Source organism: Bacteroidia bacterium, from assembly GCA_026932145.1.
Taxonomy (GTDB): Bacteria; Bacteroidota; Bacteroidia; order J057; family JAIXKT01; genus JAIXKT01.
Window position 1 is genome coordinate 54,019 of record JAIXKT010000041.1, and the last position, 15,208, is coordinate 69,226.

General features: G+C 40.6%; 6 protein-coding genes. 4 read left to right on the plus strand and 2 right to left on the minus strand.

Annotated features, from left to right (window positions below):
- Both LC115_09400 and LC115_09405 read right to left on the minus strand, forming a co-directional pair.
- Positions 1-5,501 (minus strand): proprotein convertase P-domain-containing protein (locus tag LC115_09400; protein ID MCZ2356881.1); only part of this gene is annotated, 5,501 nt, incomplete at its 3' end.
- A gap of 260 nt (positions 5,502-5,761) precedes the next feature.
- Positions 5,762-6,844, minus strand: a complete 1,083-nt coding sequence (locus LC115_09405) for a beta-galactosidase (protein ID MCZ2356882.1) — start codon at positions 6,842-6,844, stop codon at positions 5,762-5,764.
- Positions 6,845-7,086: 242 nt separating this feature from the next.
- Between LC115_09405 and LC115_09410 the strand changes: the two genes are divergently transcribed.
- From LC115_09410 to ccsA, 4 genes are all read left to right on the plus strand, one after another.
- Complete coding sequence (locus LC115_09410) at positions 7,087-10,233, plus strand: SpoIIE family protein phosphatase (GenBank protein ID MCZ2356883.1); 3,147 nt, start codon at positions 7,087-7,089, stop codon at positions 10,231-10,233.
- A 126-nt stretch (positions 10,234-10,359) separates the two neighbouring features.
- Entirely contained in the window at positions 10,360-11,439 is a 1,080-nt protein-coding gene (locus LC115_09415) for a CZB domain-containing protein (GenBank protein ID MCZ2356884.1), read from the plus strand.
- Between the two features lie 181 nt (positions 11,440-11,620).
- A complete protein-coding gene (gene rsfS, locus LC115_09420) occupies positions 11,621-12,001 on the plus strand; it encodes a ribosome silencing factor (GenBank protein MCZ2356885.1) in 381 nt (126 codons plus the stop codon).
- Between the two features lie 17 nt (positions 12,002-12,018).
- Complete coding sequence (gene ccsA, locus LC115_09425) at positions 12,019-15,051, plus strand: cytochrome c biogenesis protein CcsA (GenBank protein ID MCZ2356886.1); 3,033 nt, start codon at positions 12,019-12,021, stop codon at positions 15,049-15,051.
- Positions 15,052-15,208: the final 157 nt, after the last annotated feature.

Here is a 15,208-nt window from a genome sequence, read left to right on the forward strand (position 1 = left end):
AGGTTTGAACTAAATCCGTTAGGACCCGTCCAGCTATAACTTGCTCCCGCTACCGTACTCGACGTTAAATTTAACGTAGCTCCTATACACAAAGGACTGTTGTTTCCGGCTGTCGGGGTAGTCGGTGCCGGATTTACTGAAATTGTAACCTTATTAGAAGTATCGCTTAAGCAGCTTAAATTAGAATGAGCTATTACAGAAACCACACTTCCGTTAGTTAAAGCAGTTGTTGAATAGGTTGTTGAAGCTGATGATTGAACAACTGTTCCATTCACGATAAAGTCATAAGTAGAAATAGTTGCTGAGGACGTATTAGTAGCCGTAAAGGTAACTTGGTCTCCCACGCAGATTGTCGTTGTAGAGGCAGACAAAGAAACTGCCGGCTTGGGGTTTACTGTTACAGTAGCTTGGGCCGGAGTTTGGCTTTTACAATCATCAAAGGCGGCTACTAAGTAATAGGTTTGAGTTGATGAAGGAGATACACGAATAGAGTCAGTTGTGGCAAAAATAGCTCCACCGCTGGTTAAACTCCATTCATATTGGCCGGGTTTCCCCCCTCCTCCTACCAGCGTAATGCTATCTCCGGCGCATATAGCACCTGCACCAGAAATAGTCGGTATGGGCTGAGGTAGTACTGAAATTAATATCGAGTCTAACTCTCCTGGGCAATTTGTTGGTGCTGGGCCGGTTACGCGAACATAATAAAAATTCGTAGCAGTAGGTGTAAACGAGGCCGGATTTGCCGTAGAGCTAAAGCCACCCGGACCTGTCCATAAGAAAGTAGAACCGGGAGCAGAGGCATGAGCCGTTAAAGTTACAACCTGTCCCATACCTGCACACACAACCGGATTACCGGTTATTGAATCAACTTGAGGTATCGGGAAAATTGTAATCGTGGTAGAAGCCTGCGGTAACGGGCAACCCTTATCTGTAACTACGTTTAAGGTAACTGTTGTCGTTGATGTTGGATTTAGGGTTACGGTAGGTGTTAAATCACCGGTACTCCATGAGTAGCTAAAGGTAGTCGGTAGTGTTGGAACCGATAGCACGATAGATGCTCCATTACAAATCGGTGAAACTGGGGTCTGAACTATGACCGGCGGAACCGAATTGTCTATTACGTGAACATTGTAGCTTACGGAGTCTTTGGTTGCGCAGCAAATTGAGGTTACAATAGAACGCACAATATAATCTCCCGAAGTAGTAAAATTATATGATAGACTATCATTTGTTCCGGTAGCAATAATGGTATTTGAAGGTAAGCTAATTATTTTCCATTCATACGAAACTCCGGTTCTAATTCCGGAAACATACAAGCCGGTTGTATTGGGGCAAATGGTATCATGAACGCTGATGATTGTAGGATTTAAGGTGGTGGGAGTTGTTGCAATATCAACAAAATCTGTATAATTATCTGTAACCGAAGTTGTACTGGTAGTTTTGGTTTCATCGGCAAAGTCAATTGCCCAAAAGCGAAGGATTCCTGTATCTGCCCCACTATCATCAAATACTTTTAATGACCATGTTCCATTTGGGTTTGAGCCATTTAGGGCAGAAAAGGTTGATATGTTTGGGGTAATGCCGTTTTCAGTGCCAAGACCTCCTTCCGGACGTAAATAGCCTCTAAATGGTGCGGTATAGGCTATTATATTTATAGTTGCTGCGTCTGTAAAACGAGTACCACCGTAATCGTCATCTGAACCACCATTATCCGTAGATAGTCTTAGTGTACTTCCATTAGGGGCTGTTAAGTATAAATCTACGTCGGCATCCCAAGTATGGGTTAAATCTAAGTGAACGACCATATTTTGGGCATTAGAAAGCGTGGTAGGCATACCGGAAACTGTAATGTTGCTTGTAACACCTGCATTTGGGCTTCCGTCCGGAATAGCATAATCTGTTGCGTTTATGTAACCGCCGAAGCTAATTTCCCACCAAAGCACAGAGCCAACGTCTCCGGATGCGTCATCATAAGCGAGTAATTTCCATACTCCATTTGCAGGAGAGCCGCCAAGGGCAGCAAAGTTAGAAATTGTGGGTACAATTCCTGCGCTACCAACTGTTAATGATCCGTCTGGTCTGAAATCTATAGAGGTACTTGGTGGAGCCGGTGGCATAGCAGCTCCCGCAGCATCCGTCCAAACAGTACCATTAAAGCCAGACCACATACCTGCTCCGGCTCCGCCTTTGTTTTCAACTAATTTCAAGATTTTTCCGTTTGGTGCCTGTAAGTAGAGTTCAACATCTCCTATATATGTATGGTTAATTTGAGCGTTAATAAAAACACCCGCTGCTGGAACATTACCGCCATTATCAGTATAACCGGAAACAGTTAAATTAGTGGTTGATAAAGCATTATCATTGATAGGTACTGCTGCTGCGTTATCGCTTGAAAACCACTTTATAGGATATGGTTGTGTAGTAGTTCTCGTTCCATTTCCGAGCGAAAGAGATTTACGCCCTACTGAAGAGTACTGGGTAGTAATAGGAGTGCTGGTTACATTTGGATTGGCCGGGCTGGCATCTATTCCTAAAGATAACCAAGATGGAGAAGCGTTATTGGTTGTTAAAGTTTGATTTCGGACTGTACAGTTAATATTGGTGGTCGTAACCAATTGTTGTTGGTCTAATTGAAGGTTGGTATGGGGTAATGTAGTGAGGGTTACGCCGACCAGATCTACTTTTAGTCCGGTGCTTCCGCCTTGTGCGTTACCGCCGTTGCCGCTGTTGCCGCCGCGTCCGCCATTACCGCCGTTGCCGCCGCGCCCGCCGTCACAAGGGGTTCCGCCAGTTCCACCGATTCCACCGGGCTGGCCTGCACCGCCTGCACCGCCTACTGCAGATGCCCCAGCAGTTGCAAATAAGTTACAGTCAATAACATTTGCGCCTGCGCCGCTGCTAACTGAGAATATTGCGAAAGCTCCGCCGCCTGATGTTGCGCCCTGTCCGGCTGTCAATGCTTTTTTACCTCCGGCACCGCCGCCGCCGCCGCCGGATCCCGGATCAGTAGTCGAAAAGATTAAACAGCTACTTATCTCGCCGCCGCCGCCGCCACCACCACCGCCGCCGATACCGTCAGAAACGGCATCAGCCCCTGGCAAACCATTTGAGCCCGGCATAAAATAGCCCGCAGCATAAGTAGGAGAAAGGCCATTAGCACCATCAGCACCGTCAATACCATTGCTTCCGGTAACGCCATTTTTGCCTCTGGCACCATTTCCACAGGTGTTTGTAGAGCATCCACCGGGGTCTCCGCAGCCTATGTTTCCGTCACAGGCTACATTCCCGCCTTGGCCTCCGGCACCGGGCTGGAGAGTTCCTACAATACCGCCGCCGCCGCCGGAAACACCATTTGATCCCATATTATTTCCGCTAGCACCACCCATACCGCCATTGCCGCCATTAGCACCAACAGCACCACCGGCACCACCCGTGCCTGCGGTTCTGCCTTGATTCTGGCCGTTAGTGCCATTCATTGCAGCAATTGCAGAACCGCCGCTAGTACCTACAGTACCGCTAACGCCATCTGCACCCTTTCCGGCATCAACCCAGCATCGGACAATATTATAGCTTGAGCAGCCACTTCCTAAATAGATTCCATAGTTGGTTATACGAGTTCCCGCAGTGTGGTTATTAGGCATCTCGATTCTTATATCTTGAATCCTGAAATATTGAGATCCTGATGTTACGGATATGGCAGTTACTCGTGGGTTATTAGAGTTTCCTACCGAGGCAGCCGGGCTACCCGGATCTAAGGCGGTAGAACGGATAATGCGGGTACCCCGATTGGGAAATGCTCCTGCAGTAGCCATAGAACTTGTTTTGGTTAGAAAATCGGTACTAAACCCACCTTCTAACGTTGTGTAGCTTCCCATTACCAAGGGAGCTGATATATTATAATCTCCTACAGCTACTTTGATTGTAACGTTACTACATTGTGCCCGTTGCAATGCGGCCACCAAAGTAGTGGGGTTTGAAGGGCTTAAGCCATCTCCTGTACCGGTTGTCGTTACGTAAATATTATTACAAGCAGGCGGAGGATTGCCTGAAACGGTTACTAATTTGGTAACTGCTGATGCGGAGGGACAGCCATTAGAAACGTCTGAAACCGTAACGGTATAAGTACCGGGGCCTAAGTTTACCACAGGGGTAGTTTGCCCGCCGGGTGCCCATGAATATGTACACGTTGCGCAAGGGCTTGAACCCAACAGTGCTGATGCAGTTACGGTCATTGTGCCCGCACCGCAAACAACGGCACTATCTGGATTTACGATAACTGATACACCGGGATAAACGACAACCAAATGTGTGTCTGCCCTGACACAAGCTCCTATGGTTACTTCTACTCGATAAGTTGTAGTAACAACGGGGCTTACTGTAATGGTGCGGGTTGTTTGGCCATTATTCCATAGATAGGTGCCTCCTGCCGGATCTGCTGTTAATGTTACCGAACCTCCGGTACAAGTTGTAGAGTTTCCCGTAATAATTGCATCTGCAACAAGCGTAAATGGCTCAGAAGCAGCAAGTATTCCGTTATTGCAAACATCCAAAATAGAGCCTGCTGCAATATTTAACGTATAAAGGCCAGGTGTTAAGATACCTACATTCAGGTTCAATGTGATTGAGTTAGAAAATGCAGATGTACAGCCGGATATGCTGGAAACGGAAATAGGCGAAGGTCCTGTAAATGAAAAATCTGCCGGAGAAACGGTAGAACAATTGATATTTTCGGAAAACCTTAATGTAATTGAGCGAGAATTACAGGAAACATTAACGGGAGATAGCAAGGTAGGGGGGGTAACGTCTGCAATTGATACGCCACCAAATGTGAGGGAATAACCGGTGCTGTTTCCGGTATAGTTATTAATCATCAGGACGTATGTTTGTCCTGCTGTAACCTGAACGCCGGGCATATATGGGCTTCCCGAAGCATCCACAGAAATACTTGCTGCGCTGGTATTTCCGGAGTTTTGTAAGCCGGTATTTCCATATTGAGCGGAATAGTTGCATCTAACCGGAGTTAGAGAAGGAATAGAGGAGCAACTTGTTCCGGTTATATTGTACATAATAAAGTCATAATCTTGCTGGGTATTAAGCATAAAAGTAAATACCCCAGATGATTGAGTAGTAAAAATATACCACGTTGAGTTTGTTTCTCCGCTTAATAGACACGTAGTACTAGGAGATACATCTACCGTAGAACCGTATCCTTGATAAGAGTTGGGCTGTGTATAAGAGTTTGAGCATACCGGAGTTGCGTTCGCACAATCCTGTTCCGGGCCGGTAACGTAGGCTGCATTTCCTTGTCCTTGCCTAAGTAACTGATACGCAGCATTAGGGTTCACGTTGTATAGGTCAAGAAACTGCTGAGTCCGAAGGTTCTTTTCTTGAACACGTTGCAGAAATACCGGATCGTTTGGGTCAAACGAATAATTCTGAGCAAGGGCTACCTGCCCAAGCATCAAAAATAGTATAAAATACGCAAATACTCTCTTAAACATACTTATTTCTAATTATTTAAACTTTGGATAGGGTTTTCCCAAAATTTCCCAAAGATTGGGAACTTTTTTTGAATTACAAAATGTGAATTTTACTAAACGCAACAAGTATTGTTTTTTTGGTTAAGAAATATCGTTTAACGGTAAAAGGCTTTTTGAATAATTTTCTTTATGGAAACGGTCTATTCCACATCTTTTAGGTTAAAGTTTTGATTTCTGGGCTAAAAAAGTAGCTATTTGTTTCGTTTTTAGTTAGAATCATGTTATTTTAATTTGTTAGCTGCTTCTTGGATTGTTGTTTGATAATTGGTGTTTGGTGTCTTTCGGTCGCTACGCATGATGATGTCATCGTGCCAAACTTCTATCCATGAGGCGTTACTTTCTATGCCGATATTGAGGCAGGCATTTAAACTTTGGACTATTTTTTTTCCTTTCCATGTGTCATTTCTTTGGGCTGATTGGGCCATCTGAAAGCTGATTGGGTGGCCGGCTTCATAATATCTACGTAGTAGTGCTCTGATTTTTACGGCTGCTCCACCTGTTAAAAACCATGTATCGTTTAAGAAAACGCATTGTACTGTAATATTTGGGTAGTTTTTTTCAATTAGATAATTTATGATTTTAGTAGCTAAGGTTACATCGTTAGTTGCTGGTTTTTCCGGCCCAATCACAAGATAAAGGGGATGACCTTGAAACTGATTTACATAAAATTCTATCATCATTTTCCATGCCTGAAAGAGTATTTCTGGGGAGTATCCATTTTGCTTAAATTCCTCCCATTCAAGGGGTTTCGTGATTTGCAAGCCACAAGAGAGGTCTCGCATTGTGGGGCCGGATATAGCAACTGCCCCTAAACCCGGATGGTTTTTATACCGATTTGCTATTTGAACTACCGCTTTTTTCCATAAATTTAGATATACAGAGTCCCAAGGAATGGGTGAGCGTTGGGGTTCTGTTGGCTTTTTGAAATAACGCTGTTCATCTTCGGTATAGTTTTTAGTCCAGTTAATTACCTTAATTCCCCTAGCAATAGCCCATTCTGGGGTAAAATCCCCCAAAAAATAGCCTACGTTAATCACTTTCTTGTTTAGAGCAGCCCAGTCTAAGAGAGAGTCAATATTTGAAAAGTGAAAATTCTGTTCAGTTGGTTCAATATCTCGCCAGCCCCAGTATGCAGTCATGCCGGATATATATGGTAAAGTTAAAGATGCTGACTTAGGGAAATTTGGCCCATAAGCAAAAGAATAAATTCCTTTTACTGTTTGGTTTTGAGTAGTTTGTCCAAAACAAATTATGGATAGACAGAAGTAAAATAAAGTGATGGTTTTGACTAAGAGGCGTTTCATTACAAAAGTTTCTGAATTACAAATTTAGCTGTTTTTAAAAATGTTTGCTATTAGTTTTAGCATATTGCAAGCAATTCCTAACCACAAAAAGAGATACGGGAAACAAGGTATTGTAGCAACAACTTTACTTAATATTTATTGCTTATACACCTTAAAGTACAAGCAAAGATTTAGACCAACCAATAAAAATTTAGCCTAAGTTCGGATTAGGTTGTTAATTTGCGGGGCTTTTAGGATATTGTGTGAATATACTTTGGCGAGTTATATTAATCTATTTAATTGGGCTATTCTTTACAGAATTAGCTATTGGGCAGCAGTTTGTGCCGTTGTCTCAATATCAGATTCTGCATTGGACAACCGAAAATGGCTTGCCGCAGCAATCTGTACACACAATTACCCAATCTACGGAAGGATATTTATACTTTGGAACCCAAGAAGGCTTGGTTCGTTTTGATGGTATCCGCTTTAAAGTATATGACAACACCAATACCCCTGAGCTACAAACTCATTTTTTGAGCAGTTTAACCCATATTCATGATGGTGATATTTGGATGGGTTCACACTTAGGGGGATTATACCGCTTGAGGTCAGACAAAAAAAGGCTAGAACAAATCAATGAATTTCCCTCCGATGCTTCTATCAATGTAGTTTGGGAAGATTATGATCAACGTATTTGGGTAGGAACAGAAAAGGGATTGTATCGTTTACAGGGACTTACTTGGAATAAGATTTCACCTTCTGCACAAGTAGAACCCATTATTTTTGATTTAACTTACACAGAAAAAGGACTTTATGTTGCTACTGACATTGGATTATTTTTGCTTAATAACGATAATTGGACAGAAATCACATTACCCGGCCTTAGAAGTTCTCAAGTACGCTCATTAGCAAGTGGCAAAGATTCTTCTTTATGGATAGGGACTTTTGGAAGCGGCTTATATCGCATAAAAAATAACGAAATAACCCGTGTTGGGAGTGCTTATAGCCTGTATAGCAGTGATATAACAGTAGTTCGTGCAGATAGAAAAGGAGCTATTTGGATAGGAACATGGGGAGAAGGGTTATATCGCTATACAACTCATACTGAACGTATTACCCAAGAAACAGGCCTTGCATCTGATGTTATTTTATCTTTATTTTGTGATTTTGAGGATAATATTTGGGTTGGCACAAGTGGTGGAGGGCTGAATAAACTTTATCGGGGTTCACTGCTTACCTATGGCCCGCCGGAAGGGTTACCGGCTACCAATATTAAAGCTATTTATGAAGACCACGCCGGAGACCTCTGCATCGGTACACGTGAAGGCGGATGGTTCAAAATGCGTAACCAAACCGTTATTGAACACCACCACCCAAATAACGGCTTCCCATCCAAATATGTATTTGCCATTACCCAAGATAAAAATGAAAATTACTGGATTGGAACTGATGACAAAGGACTAATCCGTTATAAATCCGGAAAAGCATATCAATTTACCATTAAAGACGGTATTTCTGCCAAAACTATTCGGGCGTTATACACTGATAATCAGGATAGAATTTGGGTTGGTACTGACGGGCAGGGGATTTTTATTTATCAAAACGGAAAATTCACCCAATACACACAGCAAAATGGCTTACCCTCTAACGTAGTTCGAGCTTTTTTGCCCTTAGCAGACGGCAGTATGCTTATTGGAACCAGTATGGGAATCGCATCTTGGAATAAAAACGTTATATCTATCCCAGAATACGCACATAAACACTTTGACGGTCGCTATATTTTATCCCTATTTCAAGATAGCTTGCAAAATATTTGGGTTGGAACATGGGGAAATGGAATATTTCAAATAGCTGATAAAAAAGTTTTTAACTATAATATAGAAGCCGGAATCGGCGATAATGTAGTCATTCGTATTTTGGCAGATAAAAAAGGCTATCTCTGGCTCAGTACAAATAAGGGAATTTATCGAATCTCAAACAGATCATTAGAAGCATATAAATCTGGAAAAGCCAAAAAGCTAAAAGTAAAATACTTCGGAACCTACGAAGGTATGCGCAGTAATGAATGTAATAGCGGATACCCCGCCGGGATATTAGATAAAAATAACAATATCTGGTTCCCTACCCTAAAAGGAATTGTGAGGATAAATCCGGCAACCATAGTTCCAAACCCATTTCCACCAAATGTACATATCGAAGACGTTTGGGTTGATGACCAATTTATACCCAAAACAGATCCCATTATTATTTCCCAAAAATCAAAAAAAATCGAAATTCATTACACTGCATTTGCTTACGGAAACCCCAATAAAGTTGAATTCAAATATCGTTTTGATAATATTGGAGAGGATTGGATAGGCGTAAAAGATAGACGTGAAATACTCTTTTCTAATTTAACGCCGGGCACATACATCCTAAGAATAGCAGCCTGCAATAGCGATGGCCTCTGGAATGAAGACGGAGACGTTATCACAATAGTTGTACCGCATTTTTTCTATCAAACCAAATGGTTTATAGCACTTTGTATCTTGCTATTCATTTTAGCCGGAATATTATATGCAAAATATAGCAGCCACCAAAATACCCTAAAACGTAAAGAACTTGAAGTATTGGTGCAAGATAGAACCGCTGACTTGGCCAAAGCACTGCAAGATTTAAAATTATTCCAAAAAACGATTGAAGCTGATAACTTACGAAAAACCAGAGAGTTAGAAGATGCACGCCGCTTTCAGTTTGCAATGCTTCCCAAAAAAATACCCAATCATCCCAACTTTGAACTCAATGTTTGGATGCAAACGGCTACCGAAGTAGGCGGTGATTATTACGATTTTAAAGAGCTACCTGATAATTCTTTTTGGTTTGCCTTAGGAGATGCTACCGGGCACGGCCTAAAATCCGGCTTTATGGTCGCAGCCGCAAAAGGATACCTACAAACAATCCGGCAAATCGAAAGCCCCGAGAAAATTTTACATGAACTCTCTGTCAATATTGCTGCGATGAGTTTGAGAGGAATGTATATCGGTATGATATTGGGATTTTGGAAAGACGGGAAACTAACCCTATCAGCCGGCGGTATGCCCCCAGTTTGGATTCTCCGAAAAGACGGAAACACCGAACAATTTGTCTTCAAAGCCTTATACTTAGGCTCTACCCTAAATAACCAATTCCCATATCAAACCATTGAGCTAAATACCGGAGATATGCTCCTATGCGTTACAGACGGGCTGCACGAATCCGTATCACCAGACGGAGATATGTTTGAATTTTTAGGAATCCAAAACACACTCGCTAAATGCCAAAACCTCTCTACCGAAGAAACTATCGAGATTTTTAGGCAAGCAATAAGAAATCACTTACAGAATACTGATATACAAGACGATATAACTATTTTAGCCATTAAACAAAAATAGTATCAAATTGATATTTCTCTTGACAAAATACCGTATTTTTAAACCTTTAACAAAAATCTCTTAATTGTATGATAATAATCACATTATTATCATACAATCCACTATACTTTTGCCCAGCCATATATTATGAATAAAAAATTATCTGTACCCATTCTTGAGGTAGCTAGATTTAACCATCTCGCTTGGCGAGATAAAGTCAAAGACTATTTCTTAGGATTAACCCAAAGTGACCCTGAGTTTGTAAATCATACACAATGTAAATTAGGAAAATGGCTACATGGGCCGGAATCTACCCATTTTAAGGAACTTACCATTTTTAAAGAACTTACTGAAGTTCATCAGACGATGCACGAAACCGTTCCGGTTATCGTAGAAGCCAAAAAAGCCAGAAATATTAAGCTATACGAAAGTGAATTCAGGACTTTCGTAGCCTTAGCAGACTTGGTTGTGGCCAGAATAGAAATCTTAGATATGGAAATTCAAAAACTTGAGTTTTCAGAATCCCTCATGTTAGCCCGAAGATTCCAAAACGGAATTTGCGCAGAGCAAGATAACTTATCCTCTCTCTTTAAATTTCAGGGAAAAATTGACCGCCCACTAAATATCGTCTCTGGAGATATGCTTTGGTCTTCCTATCAGGCTGAAAGCCATTTTATTGTACTCATTGACGCAGTAGGGCATGGAATATCTGCCTCAATGCTGACTACCACCTTAGCCACAATCTTGCTCGGAACTTTTAGCATAAACCATGAAACCGACTTAATGCACTTTCAGCAAACAGTAGATAAATTTTTCTTCCAAAACTTCAAAAAAATCGTAGAAAAAGAAAAAATATCTTTTGATTTTACCATGCTTAAAATCAACCCCTCAAAAAGTAATATAGAGGTTTTATCTAATAATAACCGCCTTATCTCTCTGAAAAGCGACAAATGGGGCTATATCCAGCTTGAAAATTCCGGCTCTTTTAAAACGGCTTGCTTTAACTATGAACCCGGCCAACAAATAGCGATTTACACAGATGGCCTCAAAGACCTACTGATTGAAGAAAGTAAAAAATTAGGCGATAAAGGTATCCTAAACTTCTTAGATGATTATGCCGGCCTAAATGCAGTTAAGCTAACCGAACACTTTTCTAAATTCATTGATTCTCATATTCAAGAATTTGGGCAATTAGATGACATTCTATTCTTCTGCGGACAATTATAATAGATTTAAAAGCAATAGGCACTATGAAGAAATGATTTTTTAGGAAAATTACTAAGCAATTATTGAAAATCAGATAGTTAGCTATATGTAGCTTCTTTGTTTATATTATCTATTGTCTTAGGTTCTGTATTTTTGTTATTTGGGTTTATTTCATCAATACCAAAAGCGTAACTTTGCGCAAATGAAACGTAAAAGAGGTTTAAAACAAGCCGATATTCCTGTTGAAGATCTGCTTAAAACAATTATAGAAGCACTTTTAGATAAAAAAGCCCTTGATGTTGTTCAGTTAGACTTACGAAATATTAAGGACCGTAGTACTGACTTTTTTATTATCTGTAACGGAACATCTGACACTCATTGTGAAGCACTGTCTAACAATGTGTTAGATGAAGTAGAACTCAAAAAAAGTGAACGTCCGTGGCATATTGAGGGGGACAAACATTCTGACTGGATTTTGTTGGACTTTGTGAATGTTGTGGTACATATATTTTTGCCTAGGGCCAGAAGTTTTTATCATTTAGAGGACTTATGGGGTGATGCGGCAAGTATAACGCATTTTTAATAAGTGGGTTATTATATATGGAAATTCTCAATGCCGGTAATATCGGCTTTGCTGCGTTAGCTTTAGCGTTCGTTACGGCGATTATCGGTAGCGTAGCTCTCTTGATAGCTCTATATGAACGCTCCGATAGCCCAATTTCGCCCAAATCTCCGTGGGCTACTATTGGTAAAGCAGCTTTGTGGTTTCATGCAGGGTCAATATGGGCAGCTCTCTCTATCTTATTTTATCTGATATACACTCATCAATATCAATATCATTACGTTTGGAGCCATTCTTCTAATGAACTTCCCATATACTACATGATTTCTTGTTTTTGGGAAGGGCAAGAGGGCAGTTTTTTATTGTGGATGTTTTGGCATAGCATACTGATTGTAAATTGGTTAAGAAAAGATTTTGCCCATCAGATTGGGGTATTGAGTGTAACGGCCAGTGTTCAGATAATTTTAGCTACGATGGTTTTAGGTGCCTATTTTTCCGATGTCATCGTTCGTATAGCTATGTCTATCGGTATCTTGGGAGTTTGTGGGCTGTTTCACAAGGAAAACCTTAATATAGCTACAATTAAAAAACCCATATCCATTTGGCTAGCGGCATCATGCTTGATTTTAATATTGAGTATTTGGTTCAGAATAGAAGGTTTTGCGTGGCAGTGGAAATCCAACCTATTATCAGCGTTAATATCCATCGTACTTTTGAGTGGAGGTTGGTGGATTTTTAGAAGCAACCTTTCCCGCTGGCAATATTGGAGTTTATTAGGTTTCACGGTATTAGCCGGTTTTGTTGCCTTTGGGGATCTTTCAGGCTGGAAAGTAGGTAGCTCTCCTTTTGCATTACTCAAAGATGTGATGTCTGATGCGCCCATTTTTGCTCAGAATCCCAATTTTATTCCGGCTAATGGAAATGGATTAAATCCTTTGTTGCAAAACTATTGGATGGTAATTCACCCGCCTACTTTATTTTTGGGTTTTGCCTTAACGATAGCTCCGTTTGCCTATATCGTTTCTGGGTTAATAACGCGGGATTATAGTAGCTGGATAAAACCAACAATGCCTTGGGTTTTAGGTGCTTGTTTAGCCTTAGGTGCTGGAATTTTATTGGGAGGTTATTGGGCTTACGAAACGCTCAATTTTGGAGGTTACTGGAATTGGGACCCTGTAGAAAACGCCTCGTTAGTGCCTTGGTTAGTGCTCGTTGCAGGTGCACATACGTTACTTGCTTATCGTCAGCACCACCATCATTTTCGACTAAGTATAATTTTGCTGTTTTTGGCATTTCTATTGGTTTTATACAGCACATTTTTGACCCGTAGCGGTATTCTGGGAGATACTTCCGTACATACTTTTACCGATTTAGGGCTTTCCGGACAGTTACTCTTACTTCTGCTTGTATATTCCTTAGGAGCTATCGTTTTATTAATAAATCGCTGGAAGTCAATGCCTAACGATCCAGATACTAACCAATCTTCGCCACAAGTTACCCGCGAATTAATGCTTTTTTTGGGAGCTATCGTGCTATTTTTCTGTGGCTTAGAGATTATTTTAGTAACGTCATTGCCGGTTATTAATAAACTACTTGGCACAAACTTAGCCCCACCGGTTCAGGTTCAATTCTTTTACTATAAATGGAACGTCTGGTTTGCCATTGGCATAGCCGCTTTATCAGCAGTTGCTCAATATGTTTATTGGCATTCAGAATCAAAAACAAAGTTTAAATGGTTGCTATTCAAACCATTTGCATTATCTTTAGTATTTTCCTTAGCTATCATTGGGGCTTTTCTTTGGTTTGGGTGGGATTTTGTTTACAATCAAACGTTCAGACAAGTTATTGAAAATTCCGGCTTTTTTGAGAAAGTTACAACCACTTTTATCTCTATAGCTGATGAATTATTGATATTATCAAGTTTATTTGCGTTACTTTCCAATATAGATGTAGCCTACAAGTTGATTCGGAAACATCGTAGCCATTTGGTTCGGGTAGGAGGCTCATTAGCACATATTGGAATGGCACTTGTTTTTATAGGAAGTTTGCTTTCAAATGGTTATGAAAGAATTGTTTCTCTAAATTTGAACCCTTTTGAGTTAGGTGATTCATTTCCCAGTGATGCAAAATCTGATAACGTTTTATTATTGCCTAATCAGCCAAAATATGTTCGGGATTTTCGGGTTACTTATATTGGGAAAAAGCAGGTAACTAAACCCATTAAAAATCTGCGTGCTATTTCTGAAACAGAGGCCGTCATTAAGTTTGCCTTTGAAGACTCTGTTGGAGAAACCTTTGCCGTAGAATTTCCCACACAGTTTTTTGAGCCGGATTCTAACCAACATAACAACCATCGGGTAAGCTGGCAAGATAAAGTAAAACTATCTGATTTACAATCATTTATACAGAGAAATCTATTTATTTTACAGCCGCAGCCAATCAACAATCGTTCTTTATATGGTTTGCGTTTTACTTCTTTAGAAGACACCACACACAGTTTTGTTTTGTATCCGGAGGCGGAAATAAACCCCAGAATGGGATTGCTTGCTCACCCGGATAGAAAAATATTTTGGGATAAAGACCTGTATGTTCACATTTCTTCGGTACCCTCACCGGAACAGCAGCCGGCTGATTCAGGTGTTATTTTAAAAGAACATCGGGTGGCAATAGGAGATACTTTTTTTCTACAACAAGGCTTTTGTGTATTAGAAAGCGTTGTGCGAGTAACCGAAATCCCTGAGCTAAAAGACTATGATATGGTTGTTCGGGCAAAACTTCGGCTGAATATTAACGGTAAAGAATATGCAGCAAAACCTATGTTTCTAATACAAGGCCAAAACACAACCACAGTTCCAGATGTTGTAGAAGAAATAGGTATTCGTTTTTCTTTTGTAGGGGCAAATCCACAAAAAGAACAAATCGTCATTCAAACCGAAGAAAGACCAAAACTCCCTGATTATCTGACGTTTAAAGCTGTCTATAAACCTTATATCTCAGTCTTGTGGTTAGGAACTATTCTTTTACTTATCGGATTAACCTTAGCTATCATCAGAAGGGTCAGAGAGCAGTAGCTTTATTAAGATATTTTTTGAAATCATTGTTTTCTTAGCTACATTATTTCAGATTTACTTCTACAATGATAAATTACGAGCGTGTTGCACAACCTCTAAATTTTTAAAAAAGCCCAAATTTTCTCCCGTTCAAAATAAATTTTGATTTTTTGGGGAG

What these genes read in the sequence shown, in the direction of transcription:
- rsfS (MCZ2356885.1), top strand. Translation starts at nt 11,621, where the DNA reads ATGAAACGTAAAAGAGGTTTAAAACAAGCCGATATTCCTGTTGAAGAT.
- LC115_09405 (MCZ2356882.1), bottom strand. Translation starts at nt 6,844, where the DNA reads ATGAAACGCCTCTTAGTCAAAACCATCACTTTATTTTACTTCTGTCTA.
- ccsA (MCZ2356886.1), top strand. Translation starts at nt 12,019, where the DNA reads ATGGAAATTCTCAATGCCGGTAATATCGGCTTTGCTGCGTTAGCTTTA.
- LC115_09415 (MCZ2356884.1), top strand. Translation starts at nt 10,360, where the DNA reads ATGAATAAAAAATTATCTGTACCCATTCTTGAGGTAGCTAGATTTAAC.